The 18,213-nt window shown below is 73.6% G+C and carries 17 protein-coding genes; 7 read left to right on the plus strand and 10 right to left on the minus strand.

Going from position 1 to position 18,213, the window contains the following annotated elements; all coding sequences use genetic code 11:
- Positions 1-170: 170 nt before the first annotated feature.
- On the plus strand, positions 171-1,736 hold the full coding sequence (locus tag E4P39_RS13525) for an HNH endonuclease signature motif containing protein (RefSeq protein ID WP_135137113.1): 1,566 nt from the start codon (positions 171-173) through the stop codon (positions 1,734-1,736).
- A gap of 1 nt (position 1,737) precedes the next feature.
- On the opposite strand, the gene msrB is transcribed toward E4P39_RS13525, so the two are convergent.
- The 3 genes from msrB to E4P39_RS13540 form a co-directional block, all read right to left on the minus strand.
- A complete protein-coding gene (msrB, locus tag E4P39_RS13530) occupies positions 1,738-2,157 on the minus strand; it encodes a peptide-methionine (R)-S-oxide reductase MsrB (protein WP_135137114.1) in 420 nt (139 codons plus the stop codon).
- A 32-nt stretch (positions 2,158-2,189) separates the two neighbouring features.
- Positions 2,190-2,846, minus strand: coding sequence for a response regulator transcription factor (locus E4P39_RS13535; RefSeq protein ID WP_245159814.1), 657 nt, complete (start codon positions 2,844-2,846; stop codon positions 2,190-2,192).
- A 150-nt stretch (positions 2,847-2,996) separates the two neighbouring features.
- A complete protein-coding gene (locus tag E4P39_RS13540) occupies positions 2,997-5,126 on the minus strand; it encodes a sensor histidine kinase (protein ID WP_135137115.1) in 2,130 nt (709 codons plus the stop codon).
- Between the two features lie 177 nt (positions 5,127-5,303).
- Here E4P39_RS13540 and E4P39_RS13545 point away from each other — a divergent pair, with 177 nt between their 5' ends.
- Together E4P39_RS13545 and E4P39_RS13550 are read left to right on the plus strand one after the other, a co-directional pair.
- On the plus strand, positions 5,304-5,948 hold the full coding sequence (locus E4P39_RS13545) for a hypothetical protein (RefSeq protein ID WP_135137116.1): 645 nt from the start codon (positions 5,304-5,306) through the stop codon (positions 5,946-5,948).
- 78 nt (positions 5,949-6,026) lie between these two features.
- Complete coding sequence (locus E4P39_RS13550; protein WP_135137117.1) at positions 6,027-6,491, plus strand: hypothetical protein; 465 nt, start codon at positions 6,027-6,029, stop codon at positions 6,489-6,491.
- 78 nt (positions 6,492-6,569) lie between these two features.
- Here E4P39_RS13550 and E4P39_RS13555 read toward each other — a convergent pair whose 3' ends face one another.
- Complete coding sequence (locus E4P39_RS13555) at positions 6,570-6,773, minus strand: cold-shock protein (protein WP_014377016.1); 204 nt, start codon at positions 6,771-6,773, stop codon at positions 6,570-6,572.
- A gap of 282 nt (positions 6,774-7,055) precedes the next feature.
- Between E4P39_RS13555 and E4P39_RS13560 the strand changes: the two genes are divergently transcribed.
- The gene (locus E4P39_RS13560; protein WP_135137118.1) at positions 7,056-7,346 is read left to right on the plus strand and encodes a hypothetical protein; all 291 of its coding nucleotides are present in this window, start codon (positions 7,056-7,058) and stop codon (positions 7,344-7,346) included.
- Positions 7,347-7,367: 21 nt separating this feature from the next.
- Here E4P39_RS13560 and E4P39_RS13565 read toward each other — a convergent pair whose 3' ends face one another.
- The 5 genes from E4P39_RS13565 to treZ form a co-directional block, all read right to left on the minus strand.
- Positions 7,368-8,435, minus strand: a complete 1,068-nt coding sequence (locus tag E4P39_RS13565) for a DNA polymerase domain-containing protein (protein WP_135137119.1) — start codon at positions 8,433-8,435, stop codon at positions 7,368-7,370.
- Between the two features lie 33 nt (positions 8,436-8,468).
- Complete coding sequence (locus E4P39_RS13570) at positions 8,469-10,118, minus strand: alpha/beta hydrolase (RefSeq protein ID WP_135137120.1); 1,650 nt, start codon at positions 10,116-10,118, stop codon at positions 8,469-8,471.
- A gap of 61 nt (positions 10,119-10,179) precedes the next feature.
- Positions 10,180-11,253 (minus strand): ATP-dependent DNA ligase, encoded by a 1,074-nt coding sequence (locus tag E4P39_RS13575; protein ID WP_135137121.1) that lies wholly within the window; start codon positions 11,251-11,253, stop codon positions 10,180-10,182.
- A 310-nt stretch (positions 11,254-11,563) separates the two neighbouring features.
- Positions 11,564-12,295, minus strand: a complete 732-nt coding sequence (locus E4P39_RS13580) for a pyrimidine reductase family protein (protein ID WP_135137122.1) — start codon at positions 12,293-12,295, stop codon at positions 11,564-11,566.
- A 1-nt stretch (position 12,296) separates the two neighbouring features.
- Entirely contained in the window at positions 12,297-14,054 is a 1,758-nt protein-coding gene (treZ, locus tag E4P39_RS13585) for a malto-oligosyltrehalose trehalohydrolase (RefSeq protein ID WP_135137123.1), read from the minus strand.
- 239 nt (positions 14,055-14,293) lie between these two features.
- Between treZ and E4P39_RS13590 the strand changes: the two genes are divergently transcribed.
- Genes E4P39_RS13590 through E4P39_RS13600 form a run of 3 tightly spaced genes read left to right on the plus strand, consistent with a single transcriptional unit; the run spans position 14,294 to position 17,300 of the window.
- The gene (locus tag E4P39_RS13590; RefSeq protein WP_135137124.1) at positions 14,294-15,340 is read left to right on the plus strand and encodes an efflux RND transporter periplasmic adaptor subunit; all 1,047 of its coding nucleotides are present in this window, start codon (positions 14,294-14,296) and stop codon (positions 15,338-15,340) included.
- A complete protein-coding gene (locus E4P39_RS13595) occupies positions 15,337-16,083 on the plus strand; it encodes an ABC transporter ATP-binding protein (protein WP_135137125.1) in 747 nt (248 codons plus the stop codon). The genes E4P39_RS13590 and E4P39_RS13595 overlap by 4 nt, the downstream gene beginning before the upstream one ends.
- Positions 16,080-17,300, plus strand: a complete 1,221-nt coding sequence (locus tag E4P39_RS13600) for an ABC transporter permease (protein ID WP_135137126.1) — start codon at positions 16,080-16,082, stop codon at positions 17,298-17,300. The genes E4P39_RS13595 and E4P39_RS13600 overlap by 4 nt, the downstream gene beginning before the upstream one ends.
- A 37-nt stretch (positions 17,301-17,337) precedes the next feature.
- On the opposite strand, the gene E4P39_RS13605 is transcribed toward E4P39_RS13600, so the two are convergent.
- Complete coding sequence (locus E4P39_RS13605; RefSeq protein WP_135137127.1) at positions 17,338-18,186, minus strand: alpha/beta hydrolase; 849 nt, start codon at positions 18,184-18,186, stop codon at positions 17,338-17,340.
- Positions 18,187-18,213: the final 27 nt, after the last annotated feature.

An 18,213-nucleotide genomic window follows, 5' to 3' on the forward strand; every position in this document is an offset into this window, starting at 1 on the left:
GTCGTCCTCCGGACGACACCGCGGGCAGGTGCCGTTGCCCCGCCGCGCTGCCGCTGCGTCACGCCTGCGCGGAGCCCGCCGGGCCCCACTCGGCGCGACAGAGCAGGCATTCCTGGCAAAGCCGCAGGTCAGCTCCGGGAACTGTCGTACCCCTCCCGTAGCTTCGGGGCATGTTCCCTCCGGGTTCGTTCGGTGTCGGCGTGACGGTCGCCGCCTTGTACCCGGACCTGCCCGAGGGCCTGTCGCTGCCGCCCCGGGTGGTCGACCGGCCGTCCCGGCTGGGTGAGCTGCTGCCGGTGGATCGGATGACGCCGGAGCAGAAGGCGGCGAACCTGGAGCTGGTCGCCGAGGCGGAGGCGCAGCTGGCGGCGTTCAAGGCCGAGCTCGTCGTGGGGCTGGCTGCTGACCGGCCCGCGAGCGACGACCGCCGATCAGGAACGCCGGGGGCGGCGTCCGGGGAGTGGGCCGCCGAGCTGCTCGACGCGTCGGTGTCGGAGTTCTTCCCCGACGAGCTGGCGCTGATCCTGAACTGCTCGCGGACCGAGGCAACCCTGCTGTGGGAACGGTGCAGCACGCTGCGGCGGCGCCTGCCGCACACGTGGGCAGCGCTCGCCGACGGCACGCTGGACTGGCCGAGGGCGCGGGTGATCGCCGCGGAACTGGGGTGGCCGGCACGCGATTCCACGCCGCAGGTCCTGGCTGCGGTGGAGGCGGTGGTGCTGCCGCGGGCCGCCGGTCTGTCGATCACCCGGCTACGGGCCCTGGTGCGCGCGGAACTGCTGAAGGCCGACGCCGCCGCGGCCGACACCCGCCGACGGCTGGCGGAGCGGGCGGCCGATGTCACCGTCCGCTCGCTGGGCGACGGCATGAGCGAGGTGCGCAGCCTGATGCCGGCACCGGCCGCATCAGCGGTTCGCGCCGCGGCCGACGCCCGGGCCCGCGCGTTGAAGGCCGCGGGCGACGAGCGGCCGCTCGGCATGCTCAGGGCGGTAGTGCTGCACGACCTGGTGACCCGCCCCTGGGAGGAGTGGCCGGCCGTCAGTGCGCACGTGGCCGTCGTCGCCTCGCTGGACACGCTCGAGTCGGCGGCCGCCGGAGCGCCGGGTACGGGACTCGAGCCGGCCACCGTCGACGGGCAGCCGGTCACCGCCGCACAGGCCCGGGAGCTCCTGGAACGGCTCGACGCGCTGTGTCCCGGCGGGCTCCGGGCACCGACCGGCGGAACTCTCGGCATCTGCATGACCGACGCCGAGGGCCGCCTGGTGGCGACGGCCACGCGAGGCGAGCTGGAGCGGGTCGTCCGCCGCGGCTGCGGCGATCATCCCGATGGCGAGTGCGGGTGCCCGGTGCTCGGCATGCCCCCGCGGGTCGACCGGTACGAGCACGCTCCGGCGCAGCGACGCTTCGTCGAGGCCCGTGATGGCACCTGCCGGCACCCCGGTTGTCCCAACCGGGCCGGTCTGGCCGACCTGGACCACGTCACCCCGTACGCCTGCGGCGGGGAGACGGACTGCACCAACCTGTGCTGCCTGTGCCGCCGGCATCACCGGCTGAAGACCCACGCCGCGGGCTGGTACTACGTCATGACGTCCGACGGGGTCCTGGCCGTGACCACGCCGACCGGCGTCACCCGCACCAGTCGGCCACCGGGTCTGCGGTCCGGCATCCTCGAGCAGCTGCGCACGTACTCGGAACGACGACCGGTCCCGCACGACCTGGACCCGGCGCCCTTCTGACCTACTCCGCGGGCTGCAGGCGGATGGACACCGAGTTGATGCAGTAGCGGTCGCCGGTGGGCGTCTGCGGGGCGTCGTCGAACAGGTGACCCAGGTGGCTGTGGCACGTCGCGCAGAGCACCTCGGTGCGGAGCATCCCGTAGCTGCGGTCCGCGCGGAGGATCACGTTGTCCTCGGCGGAGGCCTCGTAGAACGACGGCCAGCCGCAGTGCGAGTCGAACTTGGTCTCCGACCGGAACAGCTCCGCGCCGCAGGCCCGGCACTCGTAGACGCCGACGGTCTTGGTGTCGACGTACTCGCCGGTCCAGGCGCGCTCGGTGCCGGCCTGACGCAGGACGGCGTACTCCTCGGGGGAGAGCTGCGCCCGCCACTCCTCGTCGGTCCTGCTGACGGCCGGCTGCTTGTCCGCGGAGGTGGTCATGCGCCCCACGGTACGACCGCGCCGCCACCAGCTCACCTGCCCAGTCCCGCTTCCCGGGCCCGGACGATCGCCTCGGCGCGGTCGGCGACCTGCAGCTTGGTGAGCACGTTGGACACGTTGTTGCGCACCGTCTTCGGCGACAGGTAGAGCGTGGCGGCGATCTGCGCGTTGTTGCGGCCCGCCGCCACCAGCTCCAGCACCTCCCGCTCGCGCGCGGTGAGCTGGGGGAACGCCGCTGCCGGTCCGGCCGGCGCGGCGGCGAAGAACTCCGCGATGCGCCGGGCCAGCGAGGCCCCGAAGACGGCACCCCCCGCGGCCACGGTGGTGATCGCCCGCACGACCTCCTCCTGGTCGGCCCCCTTCAGCAGGTAGCCGCGGGCACCGGCCCGGACGGCGGAGAAGACGGTGCCGTCGTCCTCGCTCATGGTCAGGACGACGACGCCCACCGACGGCGACTCGCCCGTCACCTGGCGGGTCGCCTCGATGCCGTCGAGGCCGGGCATCTGCACGTCCATGACCACGACGTCGGGCTGCTCCTCCCGCGCGAGCCGGACCGCCTCGACGCCGTCGGCCGCCGTCCCCACGACCGTGAGCCCGGGAACCGAGGCCAGCAGCGTGGCCAGACCCTCGCGGTAGACCGGATGGTCGTCGGCGACCACCACCCGCAGCGGCTCGTCCTGCTCACGCACCACGTCTCTCCTCGCTCCCGCGGCCCGCTCCGCTCCTCGCTCCGAGGTCCAGGCCGCCTCCGCGGTCGGTCCGCTCCTCGCTCGTTCCTCGCTGCGATGCTCCCTCCCTGTCGGCGGCCGCCTCGCTGCGATGCTCACGGCCCTGTCCGCTCACGTTCCTCCTCCGTCGGCGGGCAGGATCGCCCGTACCACCGTGCCGCCGGACGGCGGGCATTCCACCGTGCAGCGGCCCCCGAGCTCGGCGGCCCGCTCCCGGAGCGAGACCAGCCCGACGCCCGCCGGTGCGCCCGGCGGGATGCCGGTGCCGTCGTCGGCGACGGTGACCACGAGGGCGGCATCCGCGTCCCGGGCCAGTTCCACGCGGCAGGTCGCTGCCGACGCGTGCTTGGCGACGTTGGCCAGGGCCTCCGACGCGATCCGGTAGGCGGCGACCTCGACCGCGGCCGGGAGATCGTCCGTGCCGGGACCCGCGACGACCTCGGTGGCCACCCGGGGCGCGAGCAGCCGCTCGGCCTGCTGCCGGACGGCGCCGACCAGACCCAGGTCGTCCAGGGCCGGTGGTCGGAGGTCGTGCACCAGGCGGCGGACGTCGGCCAGCGCGGCGGCCACGTCGTTGCGCGCGGAGCGCAGCAACCGGTCGGCCTCGGCGGGATCCCTGCCGACCAGGTTGCGGGCCGTGTCGATGCGCAGGACGACGGCGCCGAGGCTCGGGCCCAGCCCGTCGTGCAGGTCGCGGCGCAGCCGGCGGCGCTCCTCCTCGCGCGCCGCGACCAGCAGCTCGCGGCTCGCCTGCAGCTGGGCGGCCAGGGAACTCGCGCGCGCGGCTGCGGCGGCCTGCCGCACGACGTCGGCCAGCAGGCGCTCGTCCCGCGTGACCAGGTGGGCGCGGACGCCGTCGCGGGGGAGGAGCAGCCGGCCGACCTCCTCGCCGCGGTACGCGATCGGCAGGGCACGTACTGCCGCCGGGCGGCTCCCGTGCTCGGCCACCAGGTGCCCGCCCCCGGCGGAGTCGACCTCCACCCCGACGTAGGGGGACCGGAACGCCTCGGCGACCGCGGCGGCGATCGCCATGAGCTGCTCGTCCGCGCCGTCCGAGCGCTCCAGCCGTTCGGCCAGCCCCGACACCACGCGGTACGGGTCCTCCCGCTCGCCCAGCACCCAGCGGCGGACCAGCCGCCACAGCGGGGCCCGCAGCGGCACGTAGACCGCGGCGACGAGCAGGAGTGTGAGCAGCGTGGCGTCCCGCTCGCCGAACCGGTCGCCGAGCAGCGCGCCGGCCGCAGCGAGGACGGCCAGATCCAGCAGGACCACACCCACACCGAGCACGCCGTAGACGACGGTCCCGCCCAGCAGCCGGTCGATGTCGACGGCCCGCGGGCGGAGGATGCCGATCGTGACCGCGGCGCCGGTCAGGGCCACGGCCACCGACAGGCCCGTCGAGCTCGCATCCCCCGGCACGAGCAGGGCCGCCACCATGACCAGGACATCGACGACGCCGGCCCAGAGCAGCCAGCGCATGCGGCGGCGGTCGTCGCCGTCGGCCCGCCGGAGCCGCGCCACGACACTGGCCACCGGGACCAGGACGCCCAGCAGGGCGATCGGGAACGCGATCCGCAGCAGGGGCAGGGCTACCCCCGCGGGCAGCGGGAGGCTGATCGGGTCGAGGTCGAGCGGTGCGAACACCTCCGGCAGCGGCTCGCCCGACCGCGCGATCGCGATCTCGGAGGGGACGACGCTCAGCAGCGCGGGCAGCAGCGCCGTCGAGACCAGGCTGACGACCGCGAGCGGCCGCCAGCGGCCGCCGGGCAGCCGGCCGTCGGGATAGAGCAGGAGCAGGAGCGGCAGCCCCAGCAGCAGCGAGGCACCGAACCGCTGGACGAACCAGAACGAGAAGCTGGCGGCCGGCAGCGGCGGATCCGACTGCACCGCGAAGACCATCCACGACTGGGCCAGGCCGTCGAGGGCCCACAGCATCCCGGTCGCGGCCAGCACCCAGGAGACCGCGTTGCGCGGGGCGCGGTGCAGCAGCACCGCACCCGGGACGGCGAGAGCGAACCCCGGCAGGCCGATGATCCAGCCGACGGTGGCGTCGGCCGCGGCGCGGGCGGCGTCCGAGGTGACCGCGTCCAGCACCGCCGTCGCGACGGTGGCCAGGAGGCTGACGGTCAGCGATCCCCAGGCGACCGCCCGGGCACCTCGCGCGGGCCGCGCACGGCCGGGTTCCACGGCCGCCTCCGGCTCGGGGACGGCCGGTCCGGTCACCGGGAGCTGCGCCTGCACCCGGGGATCTTCGCCTGCCGGCGTCCCGGAGGGAACGAGGCAGCTGTCCCGTGTCACCCGGGACATTTCTCGGGACCGGATCGAGGGCGGCGGGCCCTGGGTGCCCGGGACGCCGTCCCCGGAAGGTTCTGGTCAGGCGGTGCGCAGGGCACCGCGACACCCGATACGGAGAATCCGATGTCTCTCAGCACCACCCCCGCCACGGCCCGCACCGACGTCGCGGCGCCTCGCACCACCCCCGCCGCCCCGGTGAGCACGGGGCTCACCCGCCGGGTCGGGATCGCCGTCACCACCGGATCGGTGGCCTGGGCCGCCGGCATGGCGGCGTTCACCAACACCCCGACGGCCGGCACCGTGCAGCACTACGTGTACGAGGTGACCGCGCTGATGTTCCAGCTCGGCCTGGTCGCGCTCGTCTGGCTGCAGCTGCGCACGGGTGCCACGGGCACCGGCAAGCTCGCCCGCGGCTTCCTGCACGCCGAGCACGTCCTGCTCGGCCTGGCGATCACCTCGACGTTCACGTGGATGTTCCTCCGCGACTACCAGGAGACCGGATGGTTCATGGCGCTGGACGTCTTCTGGCCGCTGTCGATGCTGGGCATGGCCGCGATCGGGGTCCGCATCGCGATCGCCGGTCGCTGGAAGGGCGCGGCGCGCTTCTGGCCGATGGTCGCCGAGAGCTGGGCGCCGGTCGCCGTCCCGGCGTCGTTCCTGGTTCCCGCGTTCGCGCAGTACGTCGGCGCGGCGCACCTGCTGATCGGCTACGTGCTGCTCGGCGTGATCCTGGCCCGCCGCCCGGAGCTCACCGGGGCCCGCGACTGATCTGACACCGCACCGCTCCGCGCCCCGCCTCCCGCACCGGGAGGCGGGGCGCTGTCATGCCCGGGGGAGACTGGGCCGGTGACCTCCCCGGATCGAGCCCTGCCCGACGTCTGGTTCACCCGCGACCTGCCGGTGCTCCGCGCCATCGCGCGGCTGGTGGACGAGGGGGAGCACGGTGGCTCGCCGTACCTGCTGGGGGCGGTCGTGCCGGCGAGCGGGCTGCCGAAGGCCGACGTCGTCGCCGCGGCGAAGGCTCTGGCGGGCGCGGGGTACGTGGAGGTGCTGACCAACCACGCCGGGGAGATCGTCCGCTGCACCGGCATCTCGGCGGAGGCCCGTCGGCTGGCCGGCCTCTGGCCGACGCCGCAGGGGGAGTGGGACCGGCTGCTCCAGCAGCTGACGGTGCGGGCCGAGCACGCACCGACCGAGGTCGAGCGGCAGCGGTGGCGGGCGATGGCGGACGCGGCCGCCGCGATCGGGCCGGACGACGGGGCGCTGCTGATGTCCTCGCTGGTCGGCGGCTACGTGCCCCGGCGCCGCTGAGACATACGCAGGCCTGCCCGACGAACGACAGCGCCCCCGCCCGGAGAACCGGACGGGGGCGCTGTGCTGATCAGGAGATCAGAGGGGGGTGACGTTCGCCGCCTGCGGGCCCTTCTGGCCCTGCTCGATGTCGAACGCGATGCGCTGGCCTTCATCGAGCGAGCGGTACCCGCTGGACTGGATGGCCGAGTAGTGGACGAAGACGTCCGGGCCGCCACCATCGGGTGTGGCGAAGCCAAAACCCTTCTCGGCGTTGAACCACTTCACTGTTCCTTCGGGCATTGCTCGCTCCTAGCTGAGGTCGTGCGTCGGGGTCCTGCCATAGCGCAGGGCCTTCCCGACAGGCACAACACTAGTGGTACGTGTCCAGTGCTGGGGAAGCGGACGGCGAACATCGCCGAAATCGGCGCGTCGGAGCCCTCGTCCGCCCCGTTCCGGGCGGCCCCGCCCCTTCGCCGGCGTCTTGCGGATTTCCTGCGGCTTTCCCCACGGGGACGTGCGGCCGGGCCCGGAGAGTCTCCCTTGCCGGGAGGACCCGGCGGCCCCACCGAGCCAGGAGACGTCATGGAGACCATCGCCCCGCCCCGCCCCTTCGTCGAGCGGCGCCGTCCCCACTCGGTCGCCCCGCGGGGCGTGGACTTCGTCGAGCGGCGCCGTCCCACCCCGGTCCTCCTGCGCGAAGTGGACGACCTGCACGACGCCGACCTCGACGCCGTCGTGGCGGACAAGCTGGCCGAGGGCTACGGCGGCGTCCCCATGGACACCTTCGCGGCGTTCGCCACGGCCACGGCGCTGGCCCGGCTCATCGGGCAGTCCGGCCCGGTCGCGTTCCGGGCGCACGGCCTGGGCAGCTGACCACCGGAGCCGGGAGGAGCGTCAGGCGTCCTCGGTGTCGGGCTTCCTCGCCCGGCTGGGCTGGACGCGCATCGGCTCGCCCGGCATCTTCGGGTACTCCGGGGGATAGGGCAGGTCGCCCAGCCCGTCGTCCCTCGTCTGCCGCTCGAAGAGCTCCAGCAGCGGCTCGATGCCGAAGGCGTGGTCGGCCAGCCCGGCGTGCTTGTCCCCGACCTCCTTGAACCGCGCCGGCATCGTCAGGACGTCGAAGTCGAACGGGGTGACGTCGGGCAGCTCGTCCCAGTCGAGCGGCGCGGAGACCGGGGCGTGCGGCTTGGGCCGGATGGAGTAGGCCGAGGCGATCGTGCGGTCCCGGGCCATCTGGTTGTAGTCGATGAAGATCTTCTCGCCCCGCTCCTCCTTCCACCACGACATGGTCACGCGGTCCGGGATCCGCCGTTCCAGCTCCCGGCCGAAGGCGATGACCGCGTGCCGGACCTCGGTGAAGGTCCAGCGCGGGAGGATCGGCACGTAGATGTGCACGCCGCGCCCGCCGGACGTCTTCGGCCAGCCCTGCATGCCGAACTCAGCCAGCAGCTCACGCACGTGCGGAGCCACCCACACGGCGTCGGAGAAGTCGGTGCCGGGCTGGGGGTCGAGGTCGATGCGGATCTGGTTGGGCGACTCGACGTCCGTCTTGTCCACCGGCCAGGGATGGAACGTCAGGGTGCCCAGGTTGGCGCACCACGCCACGACCGCCACCGAGTCGGGGGCGATCTCGTCCGCCGTCCGCCCGCTGGGGAAGGTGATGTGCGCCGTCGGCACCCACGGCGGGGCGTTCTTGGGCACCCGCTTCTGGTAGAACGCGTCGCCGGTGTTGTCCACCCGCGTGGAGATCCGGGCGCCCTCGAACACCCCGCCGGGCCAGCGCTCCAGGGTCGTCGGCCGGTCCTTCAGGGCGAACAGGATCCCGGGACCCACGGCCACGAAGTACTCGACGACGTCGATCTTCCGGATGCCGCGGTCGCCGAAGTACGGCTTCTCCGGGTTGGAGACGCGCACCTCGAGGCCGTCGATGTCCAGGACGACGGCGTCCTTGCTGCTTGCCATGTCGGCTCCGTTACGGCAGGGGGACGCCGGTTCTCACGCGGGGCACGTGAGACCGTCGAGCGGGGCGACCAGGTCGATGAGGTACGCGTTGACGGCGGTCGTCACGCACTCGGTCTTCGGATAGGCCGTGTGCCCCTGGCCCTGCCAGGTGAGCAGGACGCCGGACTCGAGGTTCTCGGCCAGCTCGACGGCGCCCGGCAGCGGCGTGACCGGGTCGCCGGAGGTGCCGACGACCAGGATCGGGGCGCTGTCCGCGGCGTCCCGCTCCGGCACGGGCGTGCGCTCGGCCTCCCACACCGAGCAGCGGTAGAGGCTGACCGCCGATCCCGCGCCGAACAGCGGGTACTTGGCGGACCACTCGCCGGCCAGCTCCCGGACCTCGGCCTCCTCGAACGTCTCCTCGCTGTCGGCGCAGTTCACCGCCAGGTTCGCGTCGAGGAAGTTGGAGTAGCTGCCGTCCTCGAGGCGCCCCGAGAAGGTGTCGGCGAGCGAGAACAGGGCCGCGGAGTCGCCCTGCTGCGCGGCGGCCAGCGCCTGGACCAGTTGCGGCCACGACTGGGTGTCGTACAGGCCGGCCTGGATCGCGGCCATGACCACGCCCGGGGTGGCCCGACGAGGCTCGGCGGGCTCGGGCGTCTCCGTGGCAGACGCCGTGGGGGACGCCGAGGGCGTCTCCGTGCCCGCCGCCGCGCTCGGCACCGCCGCGGCCTCCGAGCTCGGGATCGGGGTCTGCTCCGCCTGGCCCAGCAGCGCCTCCACGAACTGGCGCGGCTGGGCACCGAGCGGACAGCCGGCGATCAGGCCGGTGCAGCCCGCGGCGAACGCGTCGAATCCCGCCTCGAGGGCGGCCGCCCGCCCTTCGGCGTGGGCCACCTCGTCGGCATCGGGATCCACGACGCCGTCCAGGACCATGGCCCGCACCTTGTCGGGGAAGAGCTCGGCATACGTGGAGCCGAGGGTCGTGCCGTAGGAGTAGCCCAGGAAGCTGAGCTGCTCGTCACCCACTGCCTGGCGGAGCTGGTCCATGTCCCGCGCGGTGTCCACCGTGTTGAAGGTGCCGAGGGAGGCGGCGTTGTACTCCTCGGCGCAGGCGTCGGCCACCTCCTGGCTCAGGGCGAAGACGTCGTCGAGCTGCTCGTCGGTGGTCGGCCGCGGCTCGGCGGCGAGGACCTGCTCCTTCAGCTCGTCGGGGATGCACTCCACGGGCGTGGAGCCCGTCACTCCCCGCGGGTCGAACCCGACCAGGTCGAACCGCTGCAGCACCTCGACCGGCAGGCTCAGGGCGAGGCTGATCGCAGCGTCGGCGCCGGAGGCACCCGGCCCGCCGGGGTTGACCATCAGCGAGCCGATGCGGTCGGTCTGCCCGGCCATGACCACCCGGATGAGGAAGATCGGCAGCTTGTCGCCGCCCGGCTGGTCGTAGCTGATCGGCAGCGCGGTGTTGCCGCAGGAGAAGGTCAGGTTCCGGTCGCTGCCCGGCTGGGCGGCGATCAGCTTCTGGATCGGCTCGTTGCAGTCGCTCCACTCGATCTCGGGCACCTCGGGCTCGGCGGGCGCGGAGCTCTCCGGCGCCGAGGGCTCGTCGGCCGCGGTCTCCGCGAACGAGGTGCAACCGGCCAGCCCGGGGACCACTGCCAGGAGGAGGACGGTGAGCAGGGCGGGGAGCCCGTGGTGCAGACGCATGATCACGAGACTAGGAGCGGGTCGGCGCGGGTGCAGGGGCCCGTTCCCGAACGGGGGACGTTCATCCCGCCAGGACCTCGGCCAGGTCGTAGCGCACCGGGACGTCCAACTGGTCGTACGTGCAGCTCGCCGGCTCGCGGTCGGGCCGCCAGCGGAGGAACTGCCCCGTGTGACGAAGACGACGCCCTTCGAGCTGGTCGTACTTGATCTCCACGACGAGTTCGGGACGCAGCGGCACCCACGACAGGTCCTTCTTCGCGTTCCACCGGCTGACCGCGCCGGGCATCCGGTTCTCCCCGTTCTCCTGAACCTGGGCGTTGGCCCAGTCCTGCCACGGGTGACCGTCGAGGGCCTCGGCCCGGTAGGGCGCCAGCTCCTCGACCAGCTCGGCCCGCCGGGTCATCGGGAACGACGCGGCGACACCGATGTGCTGCAGGTCGCCGGCGTCGTTGTAGAGGCCCAGCAGGAGCGAGCCGACGATCGGCCCGCTCTTGTGCCAGCGGAATCCCGCGACCACGCAGTCCGCGGTGCGCACGTGCTTGACCTTGGTCATCAGCCGCTGGTCCGGCCCGTAGGGGAGGTCCGCGGCCTTGGCGACGACGCCGTCCAGGCCGGCGCCCTCGAAGGTCTCGAACCAGCGCTGCGCCGTCCCGGCGTCCTGGGTGATCGCGCTGACGTAGACGGGGGCCTGCACGTCCGCCAGCGCCGCGCGCAGCCGCGCCTGGCGCTCGCCGAACGACACCTCGAGCAGCGACTCGTCCCCGAGCGCCAGCAGGTCGAAGGCGACGAACGAGGCAGGGGTCTGCCCGGCCAGCAGGTCGACCCGCGACTGCGCCGGGTGGATGCGCTGGAGGAGGTCCTCGAAGTGCAGCCGGTCGCCGCGCGGGACGACGATCTCGCCGTCGACCACGCAGCGCTCGGGGAGGTTGGCCTTCACGGCGGCCACGACCTCGGGGAAGTAGCGGGTCAGCGGCCGCTCGTTGCGGCTGCCGAGCTCGACCTCGTCGCCGTCCCGGAAGACGACGCAGCGGAACCCGTCCCACTTGGGCTCGTAGAACAGGCCGTCGCCGACGGGGAGCTTCGTCGCGGCCTTGGCCAGCATCGGCTTGACCGGCGGCTGCACGGGGAGATCCATGCCGGTCAGTCAAGCAGCCGGGCGGTCCGCCGGGACCGGGTGCGTGCTTGCATCGGCGGCGTGACCGGCGAACGGTTGATCCCGATGCTGCCCTGCGCGGACATCGACGGGATCGCCGACTTCGCGGCGCTCGGATCCGAGGGGCGGCTGGCCCGCAGCCTGGCGGACGCCGTCGTCCTCGCCGACTCGCACGGCGACGTGGAGCAGGCCGCGAAGAGGAACTGGCCGGCATCGAGCTGTCGGCAGCCGACCGGGTCGCCGTGGCCGATGCGCTCGCGCAGGCCGCCGAGCGGGCGGAGGCGCTGCCGGCTCAGCCGGAGCGCAGCCCGTAGCGGGTGAACAGGACGCCGTCCTCCTCGAGCACCTGACGGAGCTCCAGGCGGACGACGTCCGGCAGCGCGGCCTGGAGGAGTCGCGCCTCGCCGCCGACGAGTGCCGGTGCGATCGAGAGGTCCAGCTCGTCGACGACCCCGGCGGTGAGCGCGGCGCGCAGCAGGTGCGGTCCGCCCTCGCAGAGCACCTGCTCGTGGCCGCGGTCGGCGAGGGCGTCCACGGCGGCGGGCAGGTCGACGTCGTCGTCCCCGCACACCATCACCGTCACGCCGGCGTCGGCCAGCGCGGCCCGGCGCGACGGGTCGGCCGCCTCGCAGGTGATCAGGATCGTGGGGAAGTCGTCCCCGGCGGCCATCCGGCTGCCCGGGTCGAGCGAGGCCCGGCGGGAGACGACCGCGATCGGTGCCGTCGCGGGTCGCCCGAGCGACGTCCGGAGCCGGCCCACCGCCGACTCGGGCGTCATCGGCCCGTAGCCCTCGGCGGCGGCGGTCCCGTGGCCGACCAGCACGACGTCGGCCAGCGCCCGCAGCAGGTCGAAGATCCGTTTGTCGCCCGGCGTCCCCAGCCCCGCGCTGCGGCCGGCGACGGTGATCGCGCCGTCCAGCGAGGCGACGAAGTTCACCCGCAGCGACCGGCCCGGCGGCAGCCGGTAGGCCGCCGCCAGGCCGGCGTCGTCGAGGGGCCCGGGGTCGGGGAGCAGCCGGCGCATGTCAGCGCGTGGCGAGGACGGCCGCGCTCTCGGCGGGCAGGGTCACGGTCTCGCCGTCCAGGGCCGGGGGCTCGCCGGTGGCGAACAGGACGTCGGTCGCCGGGACGTCGAGGTCGATCTCCCGTGGCTGCTCGGCCAGGTTGACGACGACCCGCAGCGAGCCGCGGTGGACGACCATCCAGCGGTCGGCGTCGTCCCAGCTGACCTCCATGCCCGACAGGTCGGCGTCGACCAGGTCGGGGTGCGCGCGGCGCAGCGCCAGGAGCGCCCGGTGGACGGCGAGCAGCCGCTCGTGCGGCTCGCGTTCCAGCTCGGACCAGTCCAGCTTCGAGCGGGTGAACGTCTCCGGGTCCTGCGGATCGGGGACGACGTCGGCGTCCCAGCCGTGCTCGGCGAATTCACCGATCCGCCCCTCGGCCGTGGCCTTCCCCAGTTCGGGCTCGGGATGGCTGGTGAAGAACTGCCACGGCGTCGCGGCGCCCCACTCCTCGCCCATGAAGAGCATCGGCGTGAACGGGCTGGTCAGGACGAGGGTGGCGCCGACGGCGAGCAGACCGGGGGAGACGGTCGCGGAGATCCGGTCGCCCACAGCGCGGTTGCCGATCTGGTCGTGGTCCTGCAGATAGCCGAGGAACTTCCAGCCGGGCAGGCTCGCGGTGTCCACCGGCCGGCCGTGGTGCCGGCGGCGGAAGCTCGACCACATGCCGTCGTGGAAGAACGCGTCGGTCAGCACCTTGGCCACGCCACCGAGCCCGGCCGCGGCGAAGTCGGCGTAGTACCCCTGCCCCTCGCCGGTCAGCGTCGCGTGCAGCGCGTGGTGGAAGTCGTCGCTCCACTGGGCGGTCAGGCCCATCCCGCCGGCGACCCGGGGGGTGACCATGCGGGGGTCGTTGAGGTCGCTCTCCGCGATCAGCGTCAGGGGCCGGCCGACGGCGACCGAGAGCTTGTCGACCTCCTGGGCCATCTCCTCGAGGACGTGGGTGGCCCGCTCGTCGACCAGCGCGTGGACGGCGTCCAGCCGGAGCCCGTCGACGTGCATGTCCCGGAGCCACATCAGCGCGTTGTCGATGATGTAGCGGCGCACCTCGTCGGAGTCGGGGCCGCTCAGGTTGATCGAGTTGCCCCAGGTGTTGGCACCGCCCTCGGCGAAGACCGGGAAGAACTCGGGCAGGTAGTTCCCCGACGGCCCCAGGTGGTTGTAGACGACGTCCTGGATCACGCCGAGGCCCTGCTGGTGGCACGCGTCGACGAAGCGCTGGTACGCCGCCGGGCCGCCGTACTCCTCCTGCACGGCGTACCAGAGGACACCGTCGTAGCCCCAGTTGTGGGTGCCGTTGAACGCGTTCACCGGCAGCAGCTCGACGAAGTCCACCCCGAGGCGGACCAGGTGGCCGAGCCTGCCGATCGCGGCGTCGAGCGTCCCCTCCGGCGTGAACGTCCCGATGTGCAGCTCGTAGACGACGCCGCCCGCGAGCGGCCGGCCGGTCCAGGCGCGGTCGCCCCACTCGTAGGAGTCCGGGTCGAACCGCCGGGAGAGGCCGTGGACCCCCTCGGGCTGGCGCCGGGAACGCGGGTCGGGGCGGGGCGTCCCGTTGTCGTCGAGGAGGAAGCCGTAGTCGGCCTCGGCGCCCGCCTCGACCTCGGCACGCCACCAGCCGCCCTCGTCGTCGCGGCGCATGTCGTGGACGACGCCGTCGACCTGGAGCTGCACCTTCTCGGGCAGGGGCGCCCAGACGGCGAACTCGGCGGGAGCGGACATGCAGGGGCCTCCAGAATCGGTGCGGGGGTGACCGCCCGATCATGCCCGGAGCGCAGCGGCCGAACCGTTCGATCGAGAGCGCGGACTGCGGCGTGGCACACCCTCGGACACGTGCCGCGACCCGCTGACCACAGGCCTGTACGGCGCGCCGCGGGTGCCGTGGCACCGCTCCGCGAGAAGGACCGCTACCGTGCCGCCGAACCGGCACTGCCGAGTGCCCTAACAGTCGGAGCACGCCCATGAGCACGGCCCGCACGATCGTGTTCCCTGTCCTGCGGCTGCTGGTGTGGGCGGTGATCGCCGTGTCGCTGGCGGTGCTGGCCTTCGGCGGCGGCGGGGGCAGCGACGGTCCGCTGGACGGTCCCACCGTGCCGACCGTCACCCTCACCGACCCCGCCGTGCCGGTCACCCGCGGAACGGTCCTGAACACCGTGACCGTGGACGGCGTGGTCGCCGCCGACCCGGCCGTGCCGGTCAAGGCCACGGCCGCGGGCACCGTCCGGCGGCTGCTGGTCGCCCAGGGCGCCACGGTCGCCCAGGGGCAGCCGCTGATCGAGATCCGTTCGGAGACGCCCCGGCCTCCGCTCACGGGCACCGACGCCGAGGGCAATCCGACCGTCACCGAACGCCAGCCGGTGGTCAAGACCACCACCGTCCCGGCGCCCGTGGCCGGCAAGCTCACCTCGCTCGGTGTGCTCGTCGACCAGATCGTGGCCGTCGGTGACGCGGCCGGGTCGATCTCGCCCGGCACCCTGTCGATCACCGCCACCCTGACCCAGGCGCAGCAGTTCCGGCTGCTCACCCCGCCCGCCACCGCCGAGATCGTCGTCCAGGGCGGTCCCGCACCGTTCACGTGCACCGGCCTCACCCTGGGCGCGGAACCCGCCGGCACCGACCCCGGTGGCGACGCCCCCGTCGACCCCGGCATGGGCCCCGGGGGTGCGCCGGCCACGGGGGGCACGACGGCGCGGTGCTCGATCCCGCCGGGGACCACCGTGTTCGCCGGCATGACGGCCTCGGTGGCGATCGCGGCCGGCGAGGCGACGGACGTGCTGGTGGTTCCGGTGACCGCGGTGCAGGGCGCGGTGGGCAACGGCATCGTGTGGGTCGTCGCCGAGGGGGGCGAGCCGGAGGAACGGCCGGTCACGCTTGGGCTGACCGACGGGGAGCAGATCGAGGTCCGTGAGGGTCTCACCGAGGGCGAGATGGTCCTCCAGTTCGTGCCGGTGGCCGACGACGAGGTCGTCGAGGGCGACGGGTTCGTCATGTACGGGCCGGGCGGATGAGCCTCCTGCACCTGCGCGGAGTGAGCCGCGAGGTCGTCCTGCCCGACGGGAACCTGCTGCACATCCTCACCGGCGTGGACCTCGACGTCGACGCCGGCGAGCACGTCTCGATCGTGGGGCGGTCGGGCTCGGGCAAGTCCACCCTGCTCAACCTGCTGGGTCTGCTGGACAGCCCGACCGGGGGCGAGTACCTGCTCGACGGCGAGCCCACCGACCGGCTGCGGGCCCGTCGCCGCTCCCGCCTGCGTGGTGAGGCCTTCGGGTTCGTCTTCCAGCAGTTCAACCTGCTGCCCCGGCGCAGCGCGGTGGAGAACGTTGCCGCGCCGCTGCTGTACGCCCGGGGGAAGGCGTACTACCAGCGGCGGCGCAGCGCGCTGGAGATGCTCGACCGGGTGGGGCTCTCGGCGCGGGCCGAGTCCACCCCGGAGAAGCTCTCCGGTGGCGAGCAGCAGCGGGTCGCCATCGCCCGCGCGCTGGTCCGTCGTCCCCAGGTGGTGCTGGCGGACGAGCCCACCGGAGCCCTGGACGTCGAGACCGGTGCGGCCGTGATGGCGCTGCTGGAGCAGGTGACCACGGAGACCGGGGCCGCGCTGGTGACGATCACCCACGACCTGAACGTCGCCGCGCTCGCGGGGCGCCGGCACCGGCTCGACTCCGGCCGGCTGTCCCCGCTGGACGGCGCCGGCGGGAACGCCGAGCTGAGCGCGCTGACCGCCAGCCGCCCGGCCGGGGGGATCTCGTGACCGGCTTCCTGGGCGCGATCGCCGAGGCCTGGGGCGAGGTGCGGGTGCACAAGTCGCGGGTGGTCCTCTCGCTGATCGGCGTCTTCTTCGCCGTGCTGGCGATGACCACGGTCACCGCGCTCGGTCAGCTCACGGCGCAGGCGTCCCAGGAGCAGAGCGAGCGCTACGGCGGCCGCCCGGCCACCCTCTCGGTGCAGCCGTACGACGCCCGCACCGGAACCCCCTTCCCGGCGGACCAGTGGGACGAGGCCGTCGCCGACCTGGTCGAGCGGTTCGGCATCAGCCAGTACGCCGTCATCAGCTACGACACGGGCCTCTACCGGATGCCGGGCGGGACGCAGGAGATCCAGACGACGCGGGTCAGCCCGTCCTACGCCGAGCTGCACCGCATCCAGCCGGTGCAGGGCCGGTGGTTTCGCGACGCCGACCGGCTGAACCTCGCCCCGTCGCTCGTGGTCAACGAGGACTTCCTGACCATGCTCGGGGTCCCCGACCTCTCCGGTCGGCCGACGGTGGTCATCGGCGGCACCACACCCGTGGTCGCTCCGATCGTCGGCGTCATCAACGAGGACCTCGGCGGTCAGCCGGTCGCCTATCGGATCGACACCTCCGCGGGGCCGTGGGACACCGGCGAGCAGGAGGTGTCGCCGATGTCCCCGATGGGACCGCCGATGCTCGAGCTGTGGGTGCCCGACGCGGACGCCGACGCGGTGATCGCCTCGGTCCAGGCCCAGCTGTCCGCGGTGTTCGACGACGCGGACGTCCAGGTGTTCCGGCAGGACGCCGGCGACCAGGAGTCGTTCCAGAACGTCCTGCGCTGGGTGGTCCGCGGCGCCGGCCTGCTGGTGCTGTTCCTCGGCGCCCTCGGCGTGCTCAACGTAGGGCTGGTCACCGTGCGGCAGCGGATCCGCGAGATCGGCGTCCGGCGCAGCTTCGGCGCCACCTCGGGGCGGGTGTTCGCCGCGATCATGCTGGAGAGCGTCGTCGCCACGTTCCTGGCCGGCCTGGCCGCGGTGGCCTGCTCGGTGGCTCTGGTGCGCGCGCTGCCCCTGGACCAGATCCTCAACGGCGGCCAGCCGCTGCTCGACGTCCCCGCCTTCCCGGTGGCGGCCGCGATCGAGGGCCTGCTGGCCGCGACCGCGGTCGGCGCGCTGGCCGGGCTGCTCCCCGCGATCATCGCCGTCCGCGCCAAGGTGATCGACGCGATCCGGTTCTGACCGCGACGAGCGGGGGCCGGAGGCTCCCTGGCCGGTGCTAGGTCGCCGCGTCCAGGACCGGGTTGTCCCAGCTCCGGTCGGACGTCGGTGCATCCAGGAAGGAGGTCACGACGTCCAGGACCAGCTCGGTCCGGGCGAGCCCGAAGAAGTGCGTGGTTCCCGGGAACACCGCCAGCTGCGAGGACGGTACGCCGGCGAAGTCGCCGTTGACGTCGCCGCCCCGCAGCCGCAGGAGCCGGACCGCATGGTCGAGGGTGACCGCGTCGCAGTCGCCCACCGTGATCAGGGTCGGGGCGGCGATCCCCTGGATGACGGCGTCGGACCAGCCCGGGAATCCCTCGTCGAACGTGCCCAGCTTGTCGAGCAGGCCCTGCAGCCTGTCGGGGTGCGGAGACTTCGCCCGGTACTCCTGCTCCATCGGCGTGCCGGCGATCAGCTCCACGGTCAGCTCGGGAACTGCGTCGGTGTTCTCGGGGCGGTCCCCGTCCGGGTGGAACGAGGCGGACGACACGATCAGCTTCCGGACCAGCTGCGGCTGCGTGATGGCCAGGTGGAGCGCCGTCCCGCCCCCCACGCTGAATCCGAAGACGTCCGCCCGTGCGACGTCGAGGTGCCGGAGCAGGCCGACGACGTCGGAGGCGAGGTCCGCACTCCGCAGCGGCCGGTCGATGTCGTTGGTCCGCCCGTGACCCTGGAAATCGGCGGCGATGACCTGCCGGGTGGCCGCCAGCCCGGGGATCAGCTTCCCGAACTGCTGGTCGATGTCGAACAGCCCCCCGTGCAGCAGGAGCAGTGGCGTTCCGCCCGAACCGTGGATCTCGAAGTACATCTGCAGGCCGTTGACCGGCGCATACCCGGTCGTTGGCGCGGTCTCCGGCGAGGGCATCACGCGAGTCTTCAGGTCACGACCGAT

The organism is Blastococcus sp. CT_GayMR19 (assembly GCF_004570385.1).
Lineage (GTDB): Bacteria > Actinomycetota > Actinomycetes > Mycobacteriales > Geodermatophilaceae > Blastococcus_B.